The organism is Gallaecimonas sp. GXIMD4217 (assembly GCF_038087665.1).
Taxonomy (GTDB): domain Bacteria; phylum Pseudomonadota; class Gammaproteobacteria; order Enterobacterales; family Gallaecimonadaceae; genus Gallaecimonas.
Map to the genome: position 1 here is coordinate 724,855 of NZ_CP149925.1, position 24,059 is coordinate 748,913.

Below are 24,059 nucleotides of genomic sequence, written 5' to 3' on the forward strand. Positions count from 1 at the left end.
CGATAGTGGCCTTATATGTGCAGAAGTTTGGCGGCACCTCGGTAGGCTCCCTGGAGCGTATCGAGGCGGTGGCCAAGCGCATCATCCAAAGCCGGCAGGCCGGCCATGAGGTGGTGGTGGTGGTCTCGGCCATGGCGGGCGAGACCAACCGCCTCATCGACATGGCCAGCACCATCAGCGACAAGCCGGAGCCCCGGGAGCTGGACGTGCTGCTGGCCACCGGCGAGCAGGTGACCATTGCCCTGCTGGCCATGGCCCTCAACCGCATGGGGCAGCCGGCCCTGTCCATGACCGGCGACCAGGTGCAGATCCGCACCGACGGCCGCCACGGCCGCGCCCGCATCAGCGAAGTACAGACCGACGCCATCCGCGCCGCCCTGGCCAAGGGCCAGGTGGTGGTCATCGCCGGTTTCCAGGGGCGCAGCCAGGAAAACGCCATAACCACTTTGGGCCGGGGCGGCTCCGATACCACGGCGGTGGCCGTGGCGGCCGCCCTCAAGGCCGACGAATGCCAGATCTACACGGACGTGGACGGTGTCTACACCACGGACCCGCGCATCGAACCCAGGGCCAGGAAGATGGACAGCATCACCTTCGAGGAGATGCTGGAACTGTCCAGCCTGGGCGCCAAGGTGTTGCAAATCCGCTCCGTGGAGTATGCTGGAAAATACAACGTGCCCCTGCGGGTACTGTCCAGCTTCAACGAGGGTGAAGGAACCCTGATCACCTACGAAGGGCTTGATATGGAACATCCTTTGGTTTCAGGAATTGCCTACAATCTGGATGAAGCCAGGTTGACGGTAACGGCCGTACCGGAGAAACCAGACATGGCGGCAGCCCTGCTGGAGCCCATCTCCGAAGCCGGCATCGAGGTGGACATGATAGTCCAGTCGGTGGCGGACGAAGGGCGTAGTGATTTTTCCTTTACGGTGCATCGCCAGGACTACGAAAGGGCCAAGGCCCTGGTCCAGGCGAGCGCCAAAGCGGTCGGCGCCGGCGCCGTCCTTGGCGACGCCAACATCGCCAAGGTCAGCATCGTCGGTGTCGGCATGAAGAGCCATGCTGGCGTGGCCAGCAAGATGTTCCGTGTACTGGGTGATGAGGGTATCAACATCCAGCTGATATCCACTTCGGAGATCAAGATCTCCGTGGTGGTGGATGAAAAGTACATGGAACTCTGCGTCCGTTCCCTGCATCAGGCCTTTGCGCTGGATCAGGTCGAGGGCGGGCTCTTGGAAGAAGGTAAGGGCCAACCTGCTTGAGCGGCACGGGGTTGACCCTATACTAAGTTCAAAACTAAGCAAAAAAAGCGGCTTTGGTTGCAAGGAGCGTAGCGATGTTGATTCTGACTCGTCGTGTCGGTGAGACCCTGATGATCGGTGACGAAGTCACCGTCACCGTACTGGGTGTGAAGGGTAATCAGGTACGGATCGGCGTGAATGCGCCGAAAGAGGTGTCTGTACACCGTGAAGAGATCTACCAGCGTATCCAGTCCGAGAAGGGCGAGGGTGACGTGGAAGGTAACTACTGAGTTCAGGTAGAAACCGGCAGAAGCGGCAATTCATTTCGATGATTGCCGCTTTTTTGTACCTCTTGGTCAAAGGCTGTGCAACCGGTTAAAAACGGAGGGAAAGTGTTTGACTTGCCCTCTCAATCCGGTAATATTCGCATCCGTCAACGGTGAGGTGGCCGAGTGGCTGAAGGCGCTCCCCTGCTAAGGGAGTATGGGTCAAAAGCCCATCGAGGGTTCGAATCCCTCCCTCACCGCCATTGACAACGCGCTCGTAGCTCAGCTGGATAGAGTACCTGGCTACGAACCAGGCGGTCGGAGGTTCGAATCCTCCCGAGCGCGCCATATTTTCGAAAGGACGCTTACTTACGGTAAGCGTTTTTTTGTCTCAGAACAACGCGTCCGTAGCTCAGCTGGATAGAGTACCTGGCTACGAACCAGGCGGTCGGAGGTTCGAATCCTCCCGGACGCGCCATATTAAAACGGCCTCTGGCCTAAAGAACTGCGCGCTCGTAGCTCAGCTGGATAGAGTACCTGGCTACGAACCAGGCGGTCGGAGGTTCGAATCCTCCCGAGCGCGCCATTATTGAAATACTGGATTGATAGGGAAAGAGTCACGGCCATCCCTGGCGGTTCATTCCGGCTCAGTCATCCAGACTTCGCGTTCGCCAGCGCCAAAAGCAATGCTTTTGGCTTCGAGGCTCACCCTCCCGAGCGCGCCATTATTCAAAAACGGCCATTGGCCCAAAAATAACAACGCGTCCGTAGCTCAGCTGGATAGAGTACCTGGCTACGAACCAGGCGGTCGGAGGTTCGAATCCTCCCGGACGCGCCACCCTTGAAAAGCCACCTTCGGGTGGCTTTTTGCTTTTTGGGGCCGGCTTTGCTGCTTTGCCTGGGGATAGGTGATCTTACGTTTCCAGTGTCTGGCGTTTAGTTGCAGTCGTATCGGGCTGGGAGATGGTTACCATCCCTGGTGGTTCATTCCGGCTCGGCCATCCTGGGCCTCGCGCTCAGCTGCATGCAAGCTGTGCTTGCACTTCGAGCTTCGCCCGGCTCGGCCATCCCGGGTTACTCAGGCCGTCCCAGGCCTTCGCCCTTTGGGCCATCGTCGCTTTGCTCCGATGTTCAAATCTGTTCCAGACAGATTTGTCGCAGCTCAGCTGCATGCAAGCTGTGCTTGCATTTCGAGCTTCGCCCAGCGGCTTGTAGTACCGCCTCTTCAGCCCCCCTCTAAGGCGTTAACCAGAGAAAGGGCAGGGGATGCCTGCCTGGGGGGCTGGCTTCGGCCTGTGGCGCTTCTGCGGGCATTAAAAAAGGGCGCCCGAGGCGCCCTTTTTCTGGATTGCACGGCTCAGCTGGCCTGGCTCTCGGCCGGCTCGGCGTCGCCATTGGTGAGGATCTCCCCCTCCTGAAGGCCTTCGCTCTTGCCCACCACCAGAGACACCATCATGTCGCCGGTGACATTGGTGGCGGTGCGCATCATGTCCAGCACCCGGTCGATGGCGGCGATATAGGCGATGCCTTCCAGGGGCAGGCCCACCGCGTTGAGGGTCACGGTCAGCATCACCATGGCGGTACCGGGCACCCCTGCCGTGCCGACCGAGGCCAGGGTGGCGGTCAGGGCGATCAGCACGTAGTCCAGCAGCTCCAGGGGCACGCCATAGATATGGGCGATGAAGATGGCGGAAATGGCCGGGTAGATGCCGCCGCAGCCGTCCATGTTGATGGTGGCGCCGAGCGGCAGGGAGAAGCTGGCGTACTTGGGGGACACGCCCAGGTTCTCGGTCACCACCTTGGTGGTCACCGGCAGGGTGCCGTAGCTGGAGGCGGTGGTGAAGGCCACCAGCTGGGCGGGGAATACCGCCTTGAAGAACTTGATGGGGCTGAAGCCGGCCAGCTTCACCAGGCCGCCATAGACGACGATGATATGGAAAAGGCAGGCCAGGTAGATGGCGGCCACGAACTTGGCCAGGGGCAGCAGGGCGGACAGGCCGTAGGCGCCCACCACCCAGGCCATCAGGCCGAACACCCCTATGGGGGTCAGCTGGATCACATAGCGGGTGATCTGGAACATTACCTCGGCACCGCCGTGGATGGCCTTCTTGAGCCCTTCGGCCTTTTCACCCACCACATTGATGGCCACGCCCACGAAGGCGGCGAAGACGATCAGCTGCAGGATCTTGCCCTCGGCCATGGCCGCTATGGGGTTGACCGGGATCATCTCCAGGAATACCTGGCTCACCGAGGGGATCACCTTCTGCGTGGCCTCGCCTTTCACCAGTTGTTCGGTGAAGCCGAAATCGAACAGGTTGCCGACAAGGATGCCAAGCACCGAAGCGATCAGGGCGGTGGTCAGGAACAGCCCTATGGTCTTCAGGCCCAGGCGCTTGAGCTTGGCGCCGTCATGCATGGAGGTGACCGCCATGACGATGGCGCAGAAGATCAGCGGCACCACCAGCATCTTGATCAGGCGGATGAAGGCGTCGCCCAGGGGCTTGAGGTAGTCGGCCTGTTCGCCCAGCAGCACGCCGGCCAGCACGCCCAGGGCGAAGCCGGCCAATACTTTCTGCCAGAGCGGGAATCGGTTCCAGAGTTTGAGCATCTGTTACACCAGCAAAGAAGGTAAAGGAGGATTGTAAGGACCGGACCGGCCTCACTGCAATTCGCTTCCTGCATAAGCTAAGAACCAAAGCCATGGACTTGTTTGCCTTTGGTTTCAATGCCGTTAGCGCCTTGGCCCCTGGGGGTTATCAAACCGGTCGCCGCGACGGGCCGTCGAGAAAGCTTTGAATCCGCGCCCGCCTCGCAGTAGGCTAGGCGCCTTGGTTCTACGAGGATTGCATTGGCTCCCGAGACTTCTTAGATTGGGACAAGCCCTCGGCAGAGATCACGGGAAGGTTTTTTTGCTGCACGAACTGCAACGTCGCCTGGATGAACTGGCGGCCCTGGATGCACTCCCCCTGTTGGCCCAGCCCAGACGTGGCATCGAGCGCGAGGCGCTGCGGGTCAATGCCGACGGCCAGATGGCCATGACGCCCCACCCCAGAAAGCTGGGCTCGGCCCTCACCCATGACTACATCACCACGGATTTCGCGGAAAACCTGCTGGAATTCATCACCCCGGTGACCCACAGCGTCGAAGAGCTGCTGGGCTCCCTGGGCGACATCCACGGCTTTGCCGCCCGCCAGCTGGGCGAGGAGCGGCTCTGGCCGCTGTCCATGCCCTGCTTTGTGAGCGACGAGGACAGCATCCCCCTGGCCGACTACGGCAGCTCCAATATCGGCCGCATGAAGCACACCTACCGCCAGGGCCTCAAGCACCGCTATGGCGCCATGATGCAGCTCATTTCCGGCGTCCACTACAACTTCTCCCTGCCCGAGGCCTTCTGGGACCATTGGCCCCATGGCGATGCCTCCGAGGGCTACATGGGCCTGCTGCGCAACTTCCGCCGCCAGGTGTGGATGCTGCCTTACCTGTTCGGCGCCTCGCCGGCCCTGTGCGGCTCCTTCCTGGGCGGGGACGAGCACCACCTGCCCTTCAAGCACCAGGGCCGGGGCACCCTGGTGCTGCCCCATGCCACCTCCCTGCGGATGTCGGATCTCGGCTATACCAACAAGGCCCAGGCGTCGCTGCGGATCAGCCACGACCACCTGGCGGACTATATCCGTGACCTGCGTCACGCCATCCAGACGCCGTCGAAGGAATACCAGGCCATCGGCCTCAAGGTGAATGGCCAGTACCGCCAGCTCAGCACCAACCTGCTGCAGATCGAAAACGAACTCTATGCGCCGATCCGCCCCAAGCGGGTCACCGCCAGCGGCGAAAAGCCCACCGACGCCCTGGAGCGGGCCGGTATCCAGTACGTGGAGGTACGGGCCCTGGATGTGGATCCCTTCTCGCCGCTGGGTATCGATGCCGACACCGTGCGTTTCCTGGATCTGTTCCTGCTCGGCTGCCTGCTGCTGCCGTCGCCGCCCATGAGCGAGCGGGACTGGCAGGAGAGCCACGACAACTTCACCAAGGCGGTATTGGAAGGGCGCAGGCCCGGCCTGATGCTGAGCCGTAGCGGCCAGGCCATCTCCCTGCGGCACTGGTTCGCCGAGATGCTGCCGGTCTGGGAGACCCTGGCCAGGGTCATGGACGGTGAACAGGGCCACGCCTTTGCCGACAGCCTCAAGGTGCAGCAGGCCAAGATGGCCGATCCGGATCTGACCCCCTCGGCCCGCCTGCTCCGGGACCTGGGCGACGGCGACAACGGCGCCCTGGGACTGGTCCTGGCCGGTCGCTACCAGCAGCAGCTCAGGGACGGCTACCACAGCCGCTACCTGGACGATGCCGCCCTGGCCAGGGCGGCCATCGAGTCCCTGACCGCCCAGCAGCGCCTGGAAGCGGCCGACGAGCTGAGCTTCGACGATTTCCTGGATCGCTATTTCGACCGGGTGGGGGAGCAAGCATGAAAAGGGCCCTGATCACCGGCGCCAGCCAGGGCATCGGCCTGGCCAGCGCCGAACTGCTGTTGGCCGAGGGCTATGAGGTGGTGGGCCTGGATCGGCTGCCTGGCGGCCTGGAGCATCGCCACTACCGTCACCACCGGCTGGATCTCACCGAACTGGACGCGGTGGCGGCCGTGGTCAAGGCCATCCCCCAAATCGACCTGCTGCTCAACAACGCCGGCATCCACCGCAGCGCCAGCCTGGCCGACACCTCGGAGGCGTTGTTCGACGAGGTGATTGGCATCAACCTCAAGGCGCCCTTCTTCCTGAGCCAGTACTGCCTGCCGGCCCTGAAGGCGGCCAGGGGCAGCATCGTCTTCATCGGCTCCGATCAGAGCCTGGTGGGCAAGCGCGGCAGCGCCGCCTATGGCCTCAGCAAGGGTGCCATTGGCCAGCTCACCAAGTCCCTGGCCCTGGATCTGGCCGCGGACGGGGTGCGGGTCAACTGCATCTGCGCCGGCACCATAGACACCCCCCTCTACCAGCACGCCATTGCCCGCTACTGCCAGCAAAGCGGCCGCGAGCCGGCCGAGGTCCACGCCGAGGAAGCGGCGCTGCAGCCCCTGAACCGCCTTGGCAGCGCCCGTGACGTGGCCGAGCTGGTGGCCTTTCTGGCCAGCCCCAGGGCCGCCTTCATGACCGGCAGCCTGGTCAGCCTGGACGGCGGCTATACGGCCCAGTAGGCCGGAAAGAGACAAAAAAAGCGGGAAGCCTTTGGGGGGCTTCCCGTTTCAGGGGATGAAACATGAAAAGTTTGCTGCTTGCGATAATATGGACCCCAGGGGCCGAGCCATAGTTCAATCGCCAAGGAGATTTTTTTTGCGAGTTTTTCTCAATGCAGGGAAGTTCAAGGCCCTGGCCTTGGTCACCGCCCCCCTTTTCCTGGCCGGCTGCAGCACCTCACCCCCGGCCGACCCCGACAACCTCTGCGCCATCTTCCAGGAAAAGGAAGACTGGCACGAGGCCGCCCTGGACATGGAAGAGAAGTGGGGTGTGCCGCTGCACGTGCCCATGGCCATCCTCTACCAGGAGTCCAGCTTCAAGCATGACGCCCTGCCGCCCCGGGACTATCTGCTGGGCTTCATCCCCTGGGGCAGGGTCAGCTCCGCCTACGGCTACAGCCAGGCCAAGACCGGCACCTGGGACGACTACATCAAGGCCACCGGCAACTGGGGGGCGGACCGGGACGATTTTGACGACGCCATGGATTTCATGGGCTGGTTCATGAGCCAGTCCCAGAAGCTCAATGGCGTCTCCAAATGGGATCCCTACAACCAGTACCTGAACTACCACGAGGGCTGGGGCGGCTTTCGCCGTAAGAGCTACGAGCGCAAGCCCTGGCTGAAGAAGGTGGCGTTGAAGATCAAGGACAGGGCCTGGCGTTATCGGCAGCAATACAAGGCCTGCAAGGACGATCTGGATACCGGCTGGTTCTAGCCCGGAGGAATGAGGCGCCGGGGCCCTGTCATAGTCCCAACAAGACAAGGCCCGCAGGGACGATCTGGATAGCGGCTGGTTCTAGCCGGGGTTGGTTTCAGAGTAAGAGAAAAGGCGCCCTTGGGCGCCTTTTGTCATGAAGCCTTGTACAGCTGGGGCAGCACCCGGGCCGTCTTGACCATGTTGTCCTTCACCTCGACGATCTCCACCGGGTAGCCGGCCAAGCGGATGGAGATGTTGGCCTCGGGGATCTCCTCCAGGTGCTCGAGGATCAGGCCGTTGAGGGTCTTGGGACCGTCGGTGGGGAAATGCCAGTCCATTTCCTTGTTGAGTTCGCGCACCGAGATGGAGCCTTCCACCAGGAAGGAGCCGTCCTGCTGGGGCCAGATCTCCTCGTGGGGGGCCGGCGTCATGTCGGTGGTGAAGTCGCCGACGATCTCCTCGAGGATGTCCTCCAGGGTCACCAGGCCCTGGATGTCGCCGTACTCGTCCACCACCAGGCCGATGCGCTCCTTGTTGCGCTGGAACTTGAGCAGCTGGGTATTGAGCGGCGTGCCCTCGGGAATGAAATAGATGTCCCGTACCGCCCTCAGCAGGGTGGCCTTGGTGAACTGGTTCTTGGACAGCAGCCTGAGGGCGTCGCGCATGTGCACGAAGCCGACGGCGTCGTCGATGTTGTCCCGGTACAGCAGCAGGCGGGTGTGCTGGGAATGGGTCAGCTGCTTGACGATCTTGGGCCAGTCGTCGTTGATGTCGATGCCCTTGATCTCGGCCCTGGGGGTCATCACGTCTTCCACTGTGACGTTCTCCAGATCCAGGATGGAGACCAGCATGTCCTTGTGGCGATGGGGGATCATGGCGCCGGCCTCGGCCACCACGGTACGCAGCTCCTCCGAACTCAGGGCGTCGCCGACGCCGTCTTCCGGCTTGATGCGCAGCAGCGCCAGCAGGCCGTTGGAAATCATGTTGACGGCCCACACCAGCGGATAAAAGAGGCGCAGCAGGCCCTTGAGGATATAGCCGGCCGGGAAGGCGATGCGCTCCGGGTAAAGGGCGGCCAGGGTCTTGGGGGTGACCTCGGCGAACAGCAGCACCACCAGGGTCAGGCTGAAGGTGGCCACCGCCACGCCCCACTCGCCAAAGAGGCGCAGGCCGATGATGGTGGCGATGGCCGAGGCGGCGATATTGACCAGGTTGTTGCCGATAAGGATCAGGCCGATAAGGCGATCAGGACGTTCCAGCAGGCGGGAGGCGTTCCTGGCGCCCCTGTGACCTTCCTTGACCAGATGGCGCAGCCGGTAGCGGTTCAGCGACATCATGCCGGTTTCGGAACTGGAGAAAAATGCGGAGACAAACAGCAGGGTGATGAGTACGACGAATAAGGTACTCGTGGATATGTCGTCCAAGAAGGGCGTCCTGTATTACCAAGTGAACGCCCATTTTACTACGGAATTGCTGCTGTTGCGTCAAGGATTCTGTGACAAAAAGCCAACCGGGAGCCTTGGTTTCCCGGGCATCTTTTCCCAGGCCCTTGTCGCCGGGAAATAAGCCGCCAGGGCTGCTCGGCAAGAGCCCTTGAATGAAACGGCTGCTGTCCGAAACAGGGCCAGGGTCAACGGCTAAGCAGTACTTCCTGAACAAAACGGCTGCTGCCCCGAGATAGGGCCAGCGTCAGCTCAACAATACTTCCTGGACGAACCGGCTGCTGCAGGAATTAGCAGCCAGGGTCAACTGCTAAGCAGTACTTCCTGAACAAAACGGCTGCTGCCCCGAGATAGGGCCAGCGTCAGCTCAACAATACTTCCTGGACGAACCGGCTGCTGCAGGAATTAGCAGCCAGGGTCAACTGCTAAGCAGTACTTCCTGAACAAAACGGCTGCTGTCCGAAACAGGGCCAGCGTCAGCTCAACATTACTTCCTGGACGAACCGGCTGCTGCAGGAATTAGCAGCCAGGGTCAACTGCTAAGCAGTACTTCCTGGACGAACCGGCTGCCGAAATACGCCAGCGTCAGCAGCCCCAGGCCGGCCAGGCTGACCCAGACCGCGCCGCGGCCGCGCCAGCCACTGCGGTAATGCATCACCAGCGCCGTGCCGTAGAGGAACCAGGCCAGCAGTGACAGCACCGTCTTGTGCAACTGGGCCTTTTCGAACATGCCCTCCAGGAACAAAAAACCGCTGCCCAGCGCCAGGCTCAGCACCAGCAGTCCCAGCAGCATCAGCTGGAACAGCTGCCGCTCCACCGTCATCAAGGGCGGCAGGAAGGCGGGCAGGGCGGTGAGCTTCTTGTGCTTGAGCTGGTAGTTGATGAAGGCCAGCTCCAGCCCGTACAGGGCCGCCACCACCATCAGGGCATAGGCCATCAGGCTCAGGGTGATATGGACCACCACCTGGGGTTCGTTGGCCAGGTGCAGCACCCAGGGTACCGGCAGCAGCCAGGCAAAGAGCACCACCATGGCCGCGAAGCCGTGCACCAGGGGCAGCAGCTGCAGCACCGGCAGGCGGATGGCGGCCGTGGTCAGGAACATCACCACCACCCAGGAGGACATGGAGGCCACGTTCATCAGGCCCAGGTTCTGGCCGTCACCGGCCCCCACCTGCACCACCAGCATGGCAAGGTGGGCCATGGCCGCCAGATAGCCCAGGCCCAGGGTCAGGGGCTTGGATGGGCCTTCGTGATGCAGCAAACGTCGTGCGGCCAGGATACTGGCCAGGCCATAGCCGGTGGCGGCGATAAGGGCAAGCAGAGGCGTCAGCATTGATGCTTCCTGTCAATGGACTGTCGCCGCCATTCTATGTGGACTTGTGGCCAGATGTGAATAGCTGTGCTTAAAGACGGCCGGCAATCTGGGTATACTGGCGGCAACAACGTAAATTCGAGGCCTTGGCCGATGTTCGAGAATCTCAGCGACAGACTGACACGCACCCTCAAAAACATCAGTGGGCGTGGCCGGCTGACCGAAGACAATATTAAGGAAACCCTGCGCGAAGTGCGCATGGCGCTGCTGGAAGCCGACGTGGCACTGCCGGTGGTCCGCGAGTTCGTGGCCGCCGTCAAGGAAAGGGCCGTGGGCGTCGAGGTGACCAAGTCCCTGACCCCGGGCCAGGTGTTCATCAAGATCGTCCGCGAAGAGCTGGAAAAGGCCATGGGCGAGGCCAACGAGGGCCTCAACCTCAACGCCACCCCGCCGGCCGTGGTGCTGATGGCGGGCCTGCAGGGTGCCGGTAAGACCACCTCTGTGGGCAAGCTGGCCAAGTTCCTCAAGGAGCGCGAAAAGAAGAAGGTGCTGGTGGTCAGTGCCGACGTCTATCGCCCGGCCGCCATCAAGCAGCTGGAGACCCTGGCCAACGACATCGACGTCGCCTTCTTCCCCTCGGATGCCAGCCAGGATCCGGTGGCCATCGCCGAGGCGGCCATCGACCATGCCCGCAAGCAGTTCTTCGACGTGCTGCTGGTGGATACCGCCGGCCGCCTGCACGTGGACAGCGACATGATGGCGGAGATCCAGCGCCTGCATGCCACCGTCCAGCCGGTTGAGACCCTGTTCGTGGTCGACGCCATGACCGGCCAGGATGCCGCCAACACCGCCAAGGCCTTCCACGACGCCCTGCCGCTGACCGGTGTCATCCTCACCAAGGTGGACGGTGACGCCCGTGGCGGTGCCGCCCTGTCCATCCGCCATATCACCGGCAAGCCCATCAAGTTCCTGGGCATGGGCGAGAAGACCGATGCCCTGGAGCCCTTCCATCCGGATCGGGTCGCCAGCCGCATCCTCGGCATGGGCGACGTGCTGTCCCTCATCGAGGAGGTGGAGCGCAAGGTCGACAAGGACCAGGCCCAGAAGCTGGCCGAGAAGATGAAGAAGGGCAAGGGCTTCGACCTGGAAGACTTCCGCGACCAGCTGCAGCAGATGAAGAACATGGGCGGCATGATGGGGCTGCTGGACAAGCTGCCCGGCATGGGCCAGATGTCCGAACAGATCAAGGGCCAGGTGGATGACAAGCTGACCAGCCGCATGGAGGCCATCATCAACTCCATGACCCCGGCCGAGCGCCAGCGCCCCGACATCATCAAGGGCTCCCGCAAGCGCCGCATCGCCGCCGGCTCCGGCACCGAGGTACACGAGGTGAACAAGCTGCTCAAGCAGTTCACCCAGATGCAGAAGATGATGAAGAAGATGTCCGGCAAGGGCGGCATGGCCAAGATGATGAAGGCCATGAAGGGCATGATGCCGCCGGGCGGCATGCCCCGGATGTAACTCGCCACCAAAAGCCGGGCCCAGCCCGGCTTTTCCTTATCCCGCGTCCGACTTCTGGTCGCCTTGCTGTACAGCCCCCCGCCATTTACCGCAAAAAGGCAGGCCAATCCTGGCAGTCGGTGCCTTGACAGCCCGCCGGTGCTTATTCTTGCAATGCCGGCAGATCCGAGTAAAATTGCCGGGCTTTACAGCATGGGTCCATTGGACCCGCCATTCACTTGCATTAACCAAGAGGACGGTATGGTTACCATTCGTTTGGCACGTGGCGGCGCTAAGAAGCGTCCCTTCTACCAAGTAGTTGTTGCTGACAGCCGCTTCTCTCGCGATGGTCGTTTCATCGAGAAAGTAGGCTTCTTCAACCCCCTGGCTTCCGGTCAGGAAGAAACTCTGCGCGTCAACCTGGACCGTGTAGACCACTGGGTTTCCCAGGGCGCTACCCTGTCCGAGCGTGTCGCCAAGCTGGTCAAAGACGCCAAGAAGGCCCAGGCCTAAGTCTTTGGTCGGTAGGTAGGAGTTGAATATGGACAAGCTCATTGTCGGCCGGCTCGGCGCCCCTTACGGCATTCGCGGTTGGCTCAAGGTTCAGACTTTTACCGACGACGCAGAAGGCATTTTTGCCTACTCGCCCTGGTACATTGGCCGTGACGGGGTGTTTAAAGAGATGGTCGTCGCCAAATGGCGCCGACACAACAAGGGGCTGGTTGTGCTCCTTGAGGGTATCGAGGACCGCAATGGCGCGGAACTGCTGACCGGGCAAGAAATTGCCGTGGCGGCGGAGCAGCTGCCGGCGCTGCCCGAGGACGAATTCTACTGGCGCGATCTGATCGGCCTGAAGGTCATCAACACCCAGGGTTACGACATGGGTGTGGTGGACAGCCTGATGGAAACCGGTTCCAACGACGTGCTGGTGGTCAAGTCCAACGGACGCGATGCCTTTGGCAAATCTCAACGGCTGATCCCGTTCGTGACCAGCCAGTTCATTACCAAGGTGGACGCCGAAGCCGGCATCATCGAGGTGGACTGGGATCCGAGCTTCTAATATGTGGCTTGGGGTCATCACCCTGTTTCCGGAGATGTTTCGGGCATTGACCGAACACGGCGTCACCGGCAGGGCAATCAACAACGGGACCTTGACGCTGCAGTGCTGGAATCCCCGCGATTTCACGCACGACCGGCATCAGACGGTGGACGACAGGCCTTACGGCGGTGGTCCCGGCATGCTGATGAAGGTGCAGCCATTGAAAGACGCCATTGCTGCAGCCAAGGCGGCGGCAGGCGCACAGGCTAAGGTGGTCTATCTTTCCCCTCAGGGAAGGAAGCTGGACCAACAAGGCGTCCGGAAGCTGGCCAGGGCTGAAAAGCTGGTGCTGGTCTGTGGTCGGTACGAAGGTATCGACGAGCGCGTCATCGAAAGCCTGGTGGACGAAGAGTGGTCCATCGGCGATTACGTGCTGAGCGGCGGTGAACTCCCCGCCATGGTACTGATTGATGCGGTGTCCCGGCTGGTGCCAGGGGTGCTGGGTCATGAACTCTCTGCCGAAGAGGATTCTTTCGCCCAGGGGCTGCTTGACTGTCCCCACTATACGCGGCCGGAAGAGCTGGACGGCATGAAGGTACCGGATGTGCTCACAGGCGGCGACCATGAAGCGATTCGCCAATGGCGCCTGAAACAGGCGCTGGGTAGAACCTGGCAGAGGCGACCGGATCTGCTGGAAAACCTAGCTCTGACTGACGAGCAAGAAAAGCTTCTTGCTGAATACGTCCGCGAGGCGGACAACAGTTAAGTCTCAGTTACTACTAGGGTAAAACCATGAAAAACCTGATCATCAAAGAAATCGAAGATGCACAGCTGAAGCAGGACGTACCGGCCTTCGGTCCCGGTGACACTGTAGTTGTGCAAGTGCGTGTTAAGGAAGGCGACAAAGAGCGTCTGCAGGCTTTCGAAGGCGTAGTTATCGCCAAGCGTAACCGTGGCCTGCACTCCGCTTTCACCGTTCGCAAGATCTCCAACGGCGAAGGTGTTGAGCGTGTCTTCCAGACCCACAGCCCGCTGGTAGCTTCCATTACCGTCAAGCGTCGTGGTGACGTCCGTCGTGCCAAGCTGTACTACCTGCGCAGCCGCACCGGTAAAGCCGCGCGCATCAAGGAAAAGCTGTCCAGCAAGTAATGGCTCGCTGTATAAGCTCGAAAAGGCCCGCCTAGTGCGGGCCTTTTTCATATCTGCCGTTTAATCAGCCCCGGCCGGGGCCGTCATTTTTCCAGGCGAAACACGCCGCCCAGGCTGTGCTGGTCCAGCAGCTCGCCGAGGCGGGCCTTGCTCAGGGAAACCTCGCCCGGGTGCATCTCGACCTGGGCAATCTTCTTGGACTTCAGCAGCTGGTTGACGGTGTCGCCATGGTAGCGCCTGGTCGACTCGGTGAAGGTGATGCTGTCCTGATCGAAGGCGATGACCTTGTGGATGACGAAGCGATTGTCGTCCGGTGCCGCCTGGTCCCTCAGCACGAAGATATCCAGGGGATAGTAATCACCGACCCGGGGCTGCTGGATCCGCTCGTGCCAGACGGCCATGGGATCCTCGTTGCTGGGCAGCAGCGAAAAGACGGCAAAGGCAAGGCCGACAAAGGCCGTGGTCGCCTTCCAGCCATGGGCGAGCAGCAGGGTGAGGGAGCCCACCCCCATCAGGGCCAGGATCAGCCACTCGGGAACGGCGTCCAGGAAGTACTTGGCCAGGGCGAAACCGGCGATGATGACGGCACCGGCCAGCAGCGAAAAAAGCGCCTTGAGGCCATCGATGTCGGAGCCGTTCTGGGCGGGGTTGCCGGCCGTGGCGTCGGCGTCGGGGGTGGTCATGGTGGATCCCTTACTCATCTTTGTTAGTGATTTGTTGCTTATTCTGTCAAAGCCCTTGCCCCATCACAACGGCCGCTCCCCTAATGATCACTTGCGGGCTGCAGTTCCAGGCGCCACTTGGCCTGGCCGGCCAGCAGCGGCTGGGGACTGCCCTCCAGCCAGGCGTCGTGGCCGGCCAGGTAATAGGGGCTGAGGGGGTGGCCGCTCTGGCCGCCCGGCATCACCAGTATGGCGTTTTCCTCCCGGCCCGGGACCACCACCAGCCGTCCCGAGGCGCCGAAGCGGGCACCGCTGACATGGGGGGCGTGGGCGTCGCCGGATTGGGGGGCGGCCGGGGCGTCCAGGTAGCGGCCGAGCCAAGGGGGCAGGGCGGCGCTCAGGGGATGACGGATGGCGCTGAGGTTCTGCTCCCCCCAGGTCGGCCAGTTGGCCTGGGCGTGATCGGCCACCAGGCGGGCGGTGAGCTCGCTGAGCAGATCGTCCCAGCTCTGGTAGCCGGGGGGCAGCATGCTGTCGGGCCTGGCATTGAGCAACTGGCGCAGCGGGTATTCCAGCTGGTTGTCCAGAGGCGAGGGATCGAACCTGGGCTCGGTCTTGGTCAGGCCGAACAGGGGCGCAAAGAGCCGCTTCATCAGGGCCTGGCGAAAGCCCTTGATCAGCGGAAAGGCCCTCTCTTCCAGGCTGGCCCGTTGCTGCCAGCTGGACACCAGTCGCCTGGCCTTGACCACATCCGCCGAGGGCGGCAGCAGGCTCAGCTCGGCATCCAGCCGGGTGGCCCAGTACTGGTAAAGGGGCACGCCGTCGTCATGCTGAATGGCGAAGAAGTCCTGTTCGTCGAAGCTGTCCCTGGCGTAGAGGCGATCGCGGATCTGCCCGGCCCGGGCGCCAAGGGCGTAGCCGCCGTCGCCGATGCGCTCCAGCTCGGCGCCGCCCAGCATGCGCTGGTTGGCACTCCAGATCCGTCCCGTGGCCGGGTTGAGACGGCGGGGGTAGGCGCTGGCCGGCAGGCGCAGGGCAAAGGTCTTGTCGCCGTCGGCCAGGGACACCGGTGCCAGGCCGTCGTAGCCGCTGCGCTGGGGCAGGGGGCCGGCCGGGATCCAGGCCAGGTTGCCGCGGCGGTCGGCCAGCACCAGATTCTGGGTGGGAATGCCCATCTGGGGGGCCAGCGCCAGGGCGCAGGACACGTCCAGGCAGTGCACCAGCTCCAGCAGCTTGAGGTTGACGCCATCTTCCTGGTGGGCGGTCCACAGCTGGGCATAGGGGCGGCCGTCGGGCAGGGTGCCCATCACCGGGCCCCAGCGGCTCTCCTCGACGGTGAGGGTAACGGGCTCTGTGCCGGCCACCTGGATGGTTTCGGTGATCTTGGTCAAGGGCTCCGACCCGTCCGCTGTCCGATAATGGCCCTGCTCGTCCAGCTCCAGGGCCACCAGATCGGAAAAGTCGCCATAGGCGTTGGTGAAGCCCCAGGCCAGGTGGCCGTTGCTGCCGCTGACCAGGGCCGGGGCGCCGGGCAGGGTCAGGCCGGCCCTGAGCTGGCGGCCAACCCGGGCACTGATGCGGTACCAGATATTGGGCACCCTCAGGGTCAGGTGCATGTCGTTGGCCAGCAGGGCCCGCCCGTCCTCGGTGAGGCGGCCGGACACCGCCCAGGCGTTGGAGCCGGGCAGCAGATCGCTGTCTTTTATGGTCACCTCGCCGGCCGGCAGCAGCTCGGCGGGCCAGGCCAGGGCCGGCATGGCCTTGAGTTGCAGCCTGCTGCCGTCCAGGGGGGCGTCCAGGGTGCCACCGCCCGGGGTGAGGAAGTCGACCAGCTCGGCGGGCCAGTGCTGGTTGAGGTAGGCCAGGCTCCACTCCCTGGCCTCCAGGGTGCCCTGGAGATCCAGGTACATGGCGTAGATAACCAGCAGGGAGTCCTCCACCGTCCAGGCCTGGGGCTGCTGTCGCAGCAGCCAGTATTCGAAGGGTCTGCTGGCCAGTTCGTTCAGGCCGGCGTTAACTCCGGCCACGTAGGATTGCAGCAGCGCCTGTTGTGCCCGGTCGAGCCGCTGCCAGTTCTGCCTGGCACGGGCCCGGAAGCGGTGGCGGCGTAGATCCCGGTCGTGCTCCAGGGCTTTTTCGCCGAACAGGGCGGCCAGCTCGCCGGCGGCGGAGCGGCGCAGCAGGTCCATCTGGAAAAAGCGCTCCTGGCCGTGTAAAAAACCTAGAGCCCTGGCCATATCGGTTTCGTTTTCGGCCAGGATCAGGGGCACCCCCAGCTGGTCCCTGTCTATCCGAACCGGCTTTTCCAGGCCGGGCAGGGACAGGCGCCCCGCCAGGGTGGCGGTGCTGCTTTGCAGGAGCGCGTAAACGGAAAGGACGCTGACGATAACAAAGGCAATGGGCCATCTGTACCACATGGGGGTTGTTCCTGTGCTGGGCCGGGCTCGGATAGCCAAGATAACCATTGATTTGACCACATTCCACTCATTGCGCTGGGTATTGTTATGGGCCTTTGGCTGCGGTTGTTCTCCCTTCCCGTCCTGCTGGCGATCCTGGCAGCCCTGTGTTGGTACCAGGGCTGGCTGGCGCCGCTGTCCCAACCCTGGATCCTGCTGGCCCTGGTGGCCGTCTGCATCCCCTGGATGGCCTGGCAGAGCCATGCCTATATCCACAGCTGGCTGGCCCTGACCCACAAGGACTCGCTGCCGACCCTGGTGCAGCGCCACCTGCAGCTGGAGGAAAAGGACAGGGCCCTCAGCCAGCTCAAGGTCCAGGCCGAAGAAGGCTGGCTGAAACTGGACAAGGACTTCTGCATCGAGGCCCTGGACGGCCAGGCGGCGCGGCTGCTGGCGGTGAAGCCTGAGGAGGTCATGGGCCGCAACCTGATCTCCCTGGACAGCCTGCGCTGGCCCTACGCCGAGCTCAAGAGCTGGCAGGCGTCCGGCGCCAGCCAGGGCCAGTGGCAGGCCGGCGGCCTGGATCTGTTCGGCTTCCAGCTCAGGGGCCATTACTGGCTGCTGCTGCGGGCCGACAGCCGGCTGCAAAAGGAAAACCGCCGCCTGCGCCAGTACATCCGCCGCGATCCCCTCACCGGCCTCTACAACCGCCAGCGCTTCGTGCAGCTGCTGACCCGGCGCTGCGAGGAAAAGCCCCTGGGCCTGCTGGTGCAGCTCAACGTCCACCACTTCCGCCTGTTCAACGACACCATCGGCTTCGCCGCCGGCGACGTGTTGCTGCAGACCCTGGGCAAGACGCTGCAGGAGGCCCTTCACCATGGCGAACTGGCCGCCCGCGGCGGCGGCGACGTGTTCTGGCTGCTGCTGGACAAGGCCGACAACTGGCAGGCCAGGCTCGAGGAGCTGCTGACCAGGCTGGGCGAGCTGCCCTGCCTGTGGCAGGACAGCGCCATTCGCCTGGATCTGATCGCCGGGGTGGCGGAGCTGGAGCCGGAGCTGGATCCCTGGGAGCTGCTGCGCCGGGCCGACGTGGCCTGCCACCACGCCAGTGAAACCGAGCTGGCCTGGCAGCGCTACCAGGAGGACTTGCCCGGCATCGACAACCGCCAGCAGGCCAGCCAGTGGGCCCAGAAGGTGTCCCGGGCCCTGGCCGTGGACGACTTCCTGCTCTTCTACCAGCCGCTGATGTCCCTGAAGCACCCCATGGGCCCCTTCAAGGCCGAGGTGCTGGTGCGCATGGTGGCCGACGACGGCACCCTGGTCAGCCCCGGGCGCTTCCTGGCGGCGGCGGAACGCTTCAAGCTGATGAAGCAGCTGGACCGCTGGGTGCTCAAGTCGGTCATCGACTGGCTCGGCCAGCACCGGGACTGCTGGGACAGGTTGATCCTGGCCGTGAACCTGTCCGGGGAGTCCATGACCGATCCGCTGCTGGCCAGGCAGATCAGCCAGTGGCTGCTGGAGGCCGGCGTGCCTGGGCGCTGCCTGTGCGTGGAGATCACCGAGTCGGTGGCCATCGACAGCCTGCCCAGGGCCAGGCGCTTCATGGCCAGCCTGCAGAAGCTGGGCATCCGCTTCGCCCTGGATGACTTCGGCACCGGCTTTTCCTCCTTCCGCTATCTGCAGAACCTGCCGGTGGACTACGTGAAGATCGACGGCTCCTTGATCCGGGATCTGGCCGGCAACCAGCGCGACCGGGCCATGGTCCAGGCCCTGGCCACCGTCTGCCATTCCTTGTCGCTGCCGGTGGTGGCGGAGTTCGTGGACGACGAGCGGCTGCTGCCCATCCTCAGGGAGCTGGGGGTGGACTTCGCCCAGGGCAACCTTATCGGCCGGCCGTCCCGCCTCGACCTGCTGCCCCAGGAACTGAACCCGGCCCAGCAGCAGGCCTGAGCCACGGGCATAAAAAAACAGGGCCTTTCGGCCCTGTTTTCTTGTCCGGCTGGGTCAATCAGACCGCGGCCAGCTGGCGCAGGGTCTCCTTGCCGCTGCGGGCGGCGCGGTGGGCCACCGGCTTTTCCTTCTGGCTCTTCAGCTGGCGCTCCAGCTTCTGGCCCAGGTTGTTGACGGCGGTGTACATGTCCTCGTGCTGGGCCTCGGCGAACAGATCCCCCTGGGGAATGCCGACAGTGGCTTCGATATGGAACTGGTCTCCTTCCTTCTTGACGATGACATGGGGGTTGATTAGGGGCACTTGCAGCTTTTTCAGCTTATCGAATCGGCTTTGGATGCGGTCTTTCAGGGGAGCGGTAACGGTGAATGTTTTGCTGGTGATTTCAACAGGCATGGGGACCTCCGCATATTGCTTTTCTCTAGCCTCGACTTCACATTACTCCCGTCCGGACAGAAAAAGGTGTGATCCAGATCAACCTTTTTCACGGCCAGGTCGGCAAGCTGTTTTTTGTGTGAGAAAGCCGGAAAAGCCGCGATCAAACCCTTGCCGGGAAAGCTTTCCCTCAGGCATAGTTGAGAGGATTTCACCTTGCCCCTGTTACCCGAAAATCCCCTGTCCCCCTCCCTGACCAGGCAATTGCTGTCGCTGCGCTACGCCCTGTGGCTGAGCGAAGGCGCCATGCTGGCCTGGATCCGTTTCGCCGGCCTCGACTTCGACTATCCGCTGCTGCTGGCCTGCTGGCTGGGCCATTGGCTGGCCATCAGCCTCAACCTGCTGCCGGCCCTGCGCCGTCGCCACCTGCTGCCGGGGCTGCTGCTGGACATTGCCGCCCTGACGTTGCTCTTTGCCCTGTCCGGGGCCAGGGCCAACCCCTTCGTCAGCCTCTACCTGCTGCCGGTGGTGATCACCGTGCTGCTGATGCCGGGCCGCCCGGCGCTGCTGGCGGGGCTGGCGGCGGCCCTGGGCTACAGCGGCCTGATGCTGTTGCCCGAGTCCCACCAGTGGCACCAGGGCGGCCACTACTGGGGCATGTGGGCCAACGGCCTGCTGACCCTGGTGCTGCTGCTGTTCTTTGCCGGCCGCATGGGCGCCCAGCTCAGCCGCCAGCGCCAGCACCTGGCCGAGCTGCGGGAAGAGCAGCTCAGGAGCGAGCGGGTGATGGCGGTGGCGGGCCAGGCGGCCCTGGCCGCCCACCAGCTGTCCACGCCACTGTCGGTGGCCAGGCTGAGCGTGGACGAGCTGGCCCTGGAGTCCGCCGATCCCCGCCTGGTCGAGATCCGCACCGCCCTGGAGCGCTGCCAGCAGGCCCTGCTTGGGATCCGCGCCGCTGCCGACCAGGCCGAGCATCCCCATCCCATGGCCCTGGCCGAGCTGTTCGAACAGCTCGACAGGCAGTGGCAGCTGCTCAGGCCCGGGATCCCGCTGTGGCTGCCGGACGCAGGCGACATCCGCATCAGGGGCGACGCCAGCCTGGTGCCGGCGCTGCTGAACCTGCTGGACAACAGCGCCCACGCCGGCGGCGGCCGGCCCATAGAGATCAGGTGCCGGCAAGGGGACGGCAAGCTGCTGCTGCACATCCTCGACCAGGGCCAGGGCCTGGGCCCGGAGCTGGCCCTGGACAGGCCCAGGGAGTCCGACAAGGGCGGCCTGGGCCTGGGGCTGTTCCTGGCCCACGCCAGCCTGGAGCGGCTGGGGGGGCGGTTGTCCCTGGCCGAGGTGCAGGGACAACACCGGGTGGAGGTGAGCCTGTGTCTGAGCTGAAGCTGTTACTGTTGGAAGACGACGCCGCCCTGGCCGCCACCCTGGCCAGGGTGCTGGGGCGCCAGGGCTACGGCGTCACCCACCTGGCCAGCGGCGAGACCCTGCTGGCCACCGCCGAGCGGCTCAGGCCCCAGGTGGTGCTGCTGGATCTGAAGCTGGCCGAAGGCACCAGCCTGGGCCTGGTGGCGCCGCTGAGGGCGCTGCTGCCCGAGGCGCGCGTGCTGATGATCACCGGCTTTGCCTCCATCGCCACCGCCGTGGCCGCCATCAAGGCCGGCGCCGACGACTACCTGCCCAAGCCCCTGGACTTGGCCACGCTGTTGCAGAAGATCGGCGGCGAGGCCCTGGAGGCCGAGCCCGGGGCCGAGCGGCACCTGTCGCCCCAGCGCCTGGAATGGGAGCACATCCAGCAGGTGCTGGCGGAAAACGACGGCAACGTCTCGGCCACGGCCCGGGCCCTGGGCATGCACAGGCGTACCCTGCAACGCAAACTGGCCAAGCATCCGGTCAGAAGCTGAGGGCCCCTTTGCCGCCAGCTGGCGCTTGGCTACGCCCGGCGCCTTCCTTGGCAACGCAAACTGGCCAAGCATCCGGTGCGAGCCTGAGTCATCTATTCCCGCAGTTCTCTGGCCGCTCAATCATCCTGGCCTGAATAAAAAAGCCCCACCTGTGGGTGGGGCAAACATCTTCTGCGAAGTGTCGTCGGCTTGCGTCAGAAGGCGTAACGCCAGCTCAGCCCCAGGCTGCGGCCGGGCTCCGGCAGGCGCTGACCCTTGGCGGCGGCCTTACTGTCGATGCGGCTGACGCCGTTCAGGTGTGGCCGGTAGCCCTTGTCCAGGAGGTTGTCCAGGGCCAGGTGCCACTGGCCCCAGGCGCTTGGCCAGTCCAGGCTCAGGGACCAGACCCCGAAACCGGGGGAGCGGGTCTCGCCGTTCAGGCGGTTGACCCTGTCCTGGCTGGCCACCAGCCAGCCCTGCAGTTGCCACTGCCAGCCATGCTGCTGGCCGGTCAGGGCCAGGCGGGCCTGATCCGGCGCCACCCGGTATAGCCAGGCGTCGTTGTCCCTGTCCCTGGCCCGCACCAGGCTGTAGTGGCCCGACAGCATCAGGTTGTCGGCAAGGGCGGTCTCGGCGGTCAGCTCCAGGCCCCAGAGCAGGGCGTCGGTGTTGGCAAAGCACAGCGGCTCATCGTCGTTCATCATGGCCGCCGCCATCTTGATGGCCATGTCGGTGCAGGGCAGGCCCTGGATGTAGTCGTCCACCTGGTTGGCGAAGACGCCCAGCTCCACCGTGCTGTCCGCGCCCAGCCAGCTCAGGCCGGCGTCCAGCTGCAGCGCGGTCTCGGGAGCCAGTTCCGGGTTGCCCACATAGGTGCGGCCGTCGGCCAGGCCGCCGGAGGCCTGCATGGGCAGCCAGAGGTAACGGGCCTGGTAGTCCGGCACCTTGACCTTGCGGGCCAGGGTCAGCTGGCCTTCCCAGTCGTCGCCGAGCTGCCAGGCCTTGCGAGCATAGGCCTCCCAGAAGCTGTCGTCCTGATTGGCCTTGTCGAAGCGATCCAGCAGGGTGGCGATGGCCGGCATCATGGCCGCCATGGCATGGCGGGGCCGCTCGGCGTCGCCCTGGTGGTGGCTGGCCCGCAGCCCCAGCAGCCAGTCGCCGTTGTCGTACTCGGCCAGGGCGCTGAGGAAGTCCTGGCTGACATCGTTGAAGGTATCCACCAGGAACATGGGGTTGTTGGGATCGGTGACGGTGGCGTCGTGGCGGCTCTGCTGCCAGTCCAGGGCCAGCAGCCAGTGCTGTTGCTGCCAGGCCAGGCGGGCGGCGTTGGCGCGGCCCCTGGCCAGGGTCTGGCGGCTCATCATGGCGGCCGGACGCTGGCTGAAATTGTCCATCAGGTGATCGGTCTGCTGGTGGCTGGCCACCAGCGACCAGGGTCCGGCCTGCCAGCCGGCCTGCCAGAGATGGGCATGGATGTAGTTGATGTCCATGGGCAGGGCCGGGGTGGTGGCATCTTGGGTGTCCTGGTACTGGTAGTCCAGCCACAGTTCCTGCTCGCCCTGGTGGCGCAGATTCAGGCGGCCGTGGCTGCGCTCGTATTGCTGGGGCAGGGCGCCGAAGGCGCTGTCGCGATCGCCGCCCTTCTGCCACTGGCCGGACAGGCGCAGGCCCTGGCTGCCGTTGCCCAGGTTGAGGGCGGCGCTGCCCTGGCGGTGGCGGTCGCCGCCGTTAAGGCCCAGGGCCAGGTTGCCGATGAGGCCGGCGCCCGTGTCGGCCATCAGCCGCTCCAGGGCGATGGCGCCACCCAGGGTCTGGATGCCGGCGGACAGGGGCGCCGGGCCATCGTGCAGGCGCAGCTCGGCGATTTCCGAGCTGGGCACCTGGGACAGGCGGCTGTCCATGGCATTGGGGCCGGCGGTGAGCAGCTCCAGGCCGCTGAGGTTGACGCCGATGCGGTTGCCGAACAGGCCGCGGTAGCCGGCCAGCTTGGTGAGGCGGCCGTTTTCGGGCAGGGCGGCGCCGGGGGCCTTTTCCAGCAGGTCGCTGCTGTCCGGGGCCAGATCCCGGGCCGGCCGGGTCTCGGTGACGCTGATGACCTCGATATCCTCCTCGGCCAGGGCCGGGCAGGCAAGCAGGATGCACAGAGATAAGTGTCTAATTTTCATAAAAATACCGCCAGGTAAATTGCCTGGCGGTATTGTATGAAGGGGCAGGGGGCCTGCCCATGTGGCAGATTGTCGCACCCTCAGTGGTGGTCGCCGTGCTCCACGAAGCCCTGCTTGATCAGCTTGCCGATCACCGGATCGCCTTCCATGTCGCCGATATCGGCGAAGTCGATCTGCTCGAAGCCCCGCCAGCGCCGCTCCAGGGCCTTGAGATCCAGCCCGGCCTGGCCGACCAGCTCCAGCCGGTAGTCGCCCTGGCTGAGGCTGGCCGGCAGCTGCCAGTCGCTGAGCCAGATCAGCTCCGCCTGGCCCTTCTGGTAGCGGCTGGCTTTCTGGCAGTGCACATCCTCGTGGCTCTCACCGGCCAGGCCCTCGAGCAGGGCCGGCGACACCGGGCTGCCCTGGGACGGCCAGTCCAGAGGCAGGCCCAGGGTGCGCAGATCGCCCTGGTAGTAGCTGAGGGTCTTGCCGGAATCCAGGAAGTGCTTGTCCAGCTCCAGGCGGCTGTTTTGGCGCTGCCAGACCTCCACCTGTTGTTGGTCGGGCCGGTAGCGGACCTTGCGATCCTCTTCCACCCACAGGTAGATGTCCTGGCTCTGGCCGTGCTGGCTGATGCGATAGTGCAGGCCGTCGGCCGGGCTCTGCAGGCAGGCCAGGGCCTGGGCGCTTAGCAGGGAAAACGACAGCAACAGGGTTTTCATGGTGGCTCTCCTACAACAAGGCGGCAGGAGCTGTCCTGCCGCCCGGGGTACTGACTGGG

Annotated in this window: 21 protein-coding genes and 5 tRNA genes; 18 read left to right on the forward strand and 8 right to left on the reverse strand. The window is 64.1% G+C overall.

Going from position 1 to position 24,059, the window contains the following annotated elements; translation table 11 throughout:
• The first annotated feature begins 5 nt into the window (after positions 1-5).
• The 7 genes from WDB71_RS03615 to WDB71_RS03645 all read left to right on the forward strand — a co-directional run bounded on the left by WDB71_RS03615 (position 6) and on the right by WDB71_RS03645 (position 2,345).
• Positions 6-1,262 carry an aspartate kinase gene (locus WDB71_RS03615; RefSeq protein ID WP_341503278.1) on the forward strand — a complete coding sequence of 419 codons (1,257 nt, stop codon included), beginning with the start codon at positions 6-8 and terminating at the stop codon, positions 1,260-1,262.
• A gap of 74 nt (positions 1,263-1,336) precedes the next feature.
• Entirely contained in the window at positions 1,337-1,531 is a 195-nt protein-coding gene (gene csrA / locus WDB71_RS03620) for a carbon storage regulator CsrA (RefSeq protein ID WP_341503279.1), read from the forward strand.
• Positions 1,532-1,679: 148 nt separating this feature from the next.
• Positions 1,680-1,770, forward strand: a tRNA-Ser gene (locus WDB71_RS03625).
• Between the two features lie 8 nt (positions 1,771-1,778).
• Positions 1,779-1,855, forward strand: a tRNA-Arg gene (locus WDB71_RS03630).
• 53 nt (positions 1,856-1,908) lie between these two features.
• Positions 1,909-1,985 (forward strand) — tRNA-Arg (locus tag WDB71_RS03635).
• A gap of 31 nt (positions 1,986-2,016) precedes the next feature.
• A tRNA-Arg gene (locus WDB71_RS03640) sits at positions 2,017-2,093 on the forward strand.
• Positions 2,094-2,268: 175 nt separating this feature from the next.
• A tRNA-Arg gene (locus WDB71_RS03645) sits at positions 2,269-2,345 on the forward strand.
• A gap of 519 nt (positions 2,346-2,864) precedes the next feature.
• Here WDB71_RS03645 and WDB71_RS03650 read toward each other — a convergent pair.
• Positions 2,865-4,115: a dicarboxylate/amino acid:cation symporter gene (locus tag WDB71_RS03650; protein ID WP_341503280.1), complete on the reverse strand. Its 1,251-nt coding sequence runs from the start codon at positions 4,113-4,115 to the stop codon at positions 2,865-2,867.
• Positions 4,116-4,416: 301 nt separating this feature from the next.
• On the opposite strand from WDB71_RS03650, the gene gshA reads away from it, so the two are divergent.
• The 3 genes from gshA to WDB71_RS03665 all read left to right on the forward strand — a co-directional run bounded on the left by gshA (position 4,417) and on the right by WDB71_RS03665 (position 7,443).
• Positions 4,417-5,970, forward strand: coding sequence for a glutamate--cysteine ligase (gshA, locus tag WDB71_RS03655; protein WP_341503281.1), 1,554 nt, complete (start codon positions 4,417-4,419; stop codon positions 5,968-5,970).
• Positions 5,967-6,689, forward strand: coding sequence for an SDR family NAD(P)-dependent oxidoreductase (locus WDB71_RS03660; RefSeq protein WP_341503282.1), 723 nt, complete (start codon positions 5,967-5,969; stop codon positions 6,687-6,689). The genes gshA and WDB71_RS03660 overlap by 4 nt, the downstream gene beginning before the upstream one ends.
• 136 nt (positions 6,690-6,825) lie before the next feature.
• Positions 6,826-7,443, forward strand: a complete 618-nt coding sequence (locus WDB71_RS03665) for a hypothetical protein (RefSeq protein WP_341503283.1) — start codon at positions 6,826-6,828, stop codon at positions 7,441-7,443.
• A gap of 134 nt (positions 7,444-7,577) precedes the next feature.
• Here the strand turns inward: WDB71_RS03665 and WDB71_RS03670 are convergent, their stop codons facing one another.
• Positions 7,578-8,849 (reverse strand): HlyC/CorC family transporter, encoded by a 1,272-nt coding sequence (locus WDB71_RS03670; protein WP_341503284.1) that lies wholly within the window; start codon positions 8,847-8,849, stop codon positions 7,578-7,580.
• Positions 8,850-9,399: 550 nt separating this feature from the next.
• Positions 9,400-10,200, reverse strand: a complete 801-nt coding sequence (ccsA, locus tag WDB71_RS03675) for a cytochrome c biogenesis protein CcsA (RefSeq protein ID WP_341503285.1) — start codon at positions 10,198-10,200, stop codon at positions 9,400-9,402.
• Positions 10,201-10,332: 132 nt separating this feature from the next.
• Here ccsA and ffh point away from each other — a divergent pair, with 132 nt between their 5' ends.
• The 5 genes from ffh to rplS all read left to right on the forward strand — a co-directional run bounded on the left by ffh (position 10,333) and on the right by rplS (position 13,867).
• Positions 10,333-11,700: a signal recognition particle protein gene (gene ffh / locus WDB71_RS03680; RefSeq protein ID WP_341503286.1), complete on the forward strand. Its 1,368-nt coding sequence runs from the start codon at positions 10,333-10,335 to the stop codon at positions 11,698-11,700.
• Positions 11,701-11,940: 240 nt separating this feature from the next.
• On the forward strand, positions 11,941-12,192 hold the full coding sequence (rpsP, locus tag WDB71_RS03685) for a 30S ribosomal protein S16 (protein WP_341503287.1): 252 nt from the start codon (positions 11,941-11,943) through the stop codon (positions 12,190-12,192).
• Between the two features lie 28 nt (positions 12,193-12,220).
• On the forward strand, positions 12,221-12,739 hold the full coding sequence (gene rimM / locus WDB71_RS03690) for a ribosome maturation factor RimM (protein WP_341503288.1): 519 nt from the start codon (positions 12,221-12,223) through the stop codon (positions 12,737-12,739).
• A 1-nt stretch (position 12,740) separates the two neighbouring features.
• Positions 12,741-13,484, forward strand: coding sequence for a tRNA (guanosine(37)-N1)-methyltransferase TrmD (gene trmD, locus WDB71_RS03695; RefSeq protein WP_341503289.1), 744 nt, complete (start codon positions 12,741-12,743; stop codon positions 13,482-13,484).
• Between the two features lie 26 nt (positions 13,485-13,510).
• Entirely contained in the window at positions 13,511-13,867 is a 357-nt protein-coding gene (rplS, locus tag WDB71_RS03700; protein ID WP_341503290.1) for a 50S ribosomal protein L19, read from the forward strand.
• An 83-nt stretch (positions 13,868-13,950) separates the two neighbouring features.
• On the opposite strand, the gene WDB71_RS03705 is transcribed toward rplS, so the two are convergent.
• Positions 13,951-14,550 carry a hypothetical protein gene (locus tag WDB71_RS03705; RefSeq protein WP_341503291.1) on the reverse strand — a complete coding sequence of 200 codons (600 nt, stop codon included), beginning with the start codon at positions 14,548-14,550 and terminating at the stop codon, positions 13,951-13,953.
• Between the two features lie 80 nt (positions 14,551-14,630).
• Entirely contained in the window at positions 14,631-16,946 is a 2,316-nt protein-coding gene (locus WDB71_RS03710) for a penicillin acylase family protein (protein ID WP_341503292.1), read from the reverse strand.
• 87 nt (positions 16,947-17,033) lie between these two features.
• Between WDB71_RS03710 and WDB71_RS03715 the strand changes: the two genes are divergently transcribed.
• Positions 17,034-18,875, forward strand: a complete 1,842-nt coding sequence (locus WDB71_RS03715) for a bifunctional diguanylate cyclase/phosphodiesterase (protein WP_341503293.1) — start codon at positions 17,034-17,036, stop codon at positions 18,873-18,875.
• A gap of 58 nt (positions 18,876-18,933) precedes the next feature.
• On the opposite strand, the gene raiA is transcribed toward WDB71_RS03715, so the two are convergent.
• Positions 18,934-19,269: a ribosome-associated translation inhibitor RaiA gene (raiA, locus tag WDB71_RS03720; RefSeq protein ID WP_341503294.1), complete on the reverse strand. Its 336-nt coding sequence runs from the start codon at positions 19,267-19,269 to the stop codon at positions 18,934-18,936.
• Between the two features lie 195 nt (positions 19,270-19,464).
• On the opposite strand from raiA, the gene WDB71_RS03725 reads away from it, so the two are divergent.
• Both WDB71_RS03725 and WDB71_RS03730 read left to right on the forward strand, forming a co-directional pair.
• The gene (locus WDB71_RS03725) at positions 19,465-20,637 is read left to right on the forward strand and encodes an ATP-binding protein (RefSeq protein WP_341503295.1); all 1,173 of its coding nucleotides are present in this window, start codon (positions 19,465-19,467) and stop codon (positions 20,635-20,637) included.
• Entirely contained in the window at positions 20,625-21,155 is a 531-nt protein-coding gene (locus WDB71_RS03730; protein WP_341503296.1) for a response regulator, read from the forward strand. Before WDB71_RS03725 ends, WDB71_RS03730 begins: the two co-directional genes overlap by 13 nt.
• Before the next feature lie 194 nt (positions 21,156-21,349).
• Here WDB71_RS03730 and WDB71_RS03735 read toward each other — a convergent pair whose 3' ends face one another.
• Positions 21,350-23,299 carry a TonB-dependent receptor gene (locus WDB71_RS03735; RefSeq protein ID WP_341503297.1) on the reverse strand — a complete coding sequence of 650 codons (1,950 nt, stop codon included), beginning with the start codon at positions 23,297-23,299 and terminating at the stop codon, positions 21,350-21,352.
• Positions 23,300-23,379: 80 nt separating this feature from the next.
• On the reverse strand, positions 23,380-24,000 hold the full coding sequence (locus tag WDB71_RS03740) for a hypothetical protein (RefSeq protein WP_341503298.1): 621 nt from the start codon (positions 23,998-24,000) through the stop codon (positions 23,380-23,382).
• Positions 24,001-24,059 lie beyond the last annotated feature (59 nt).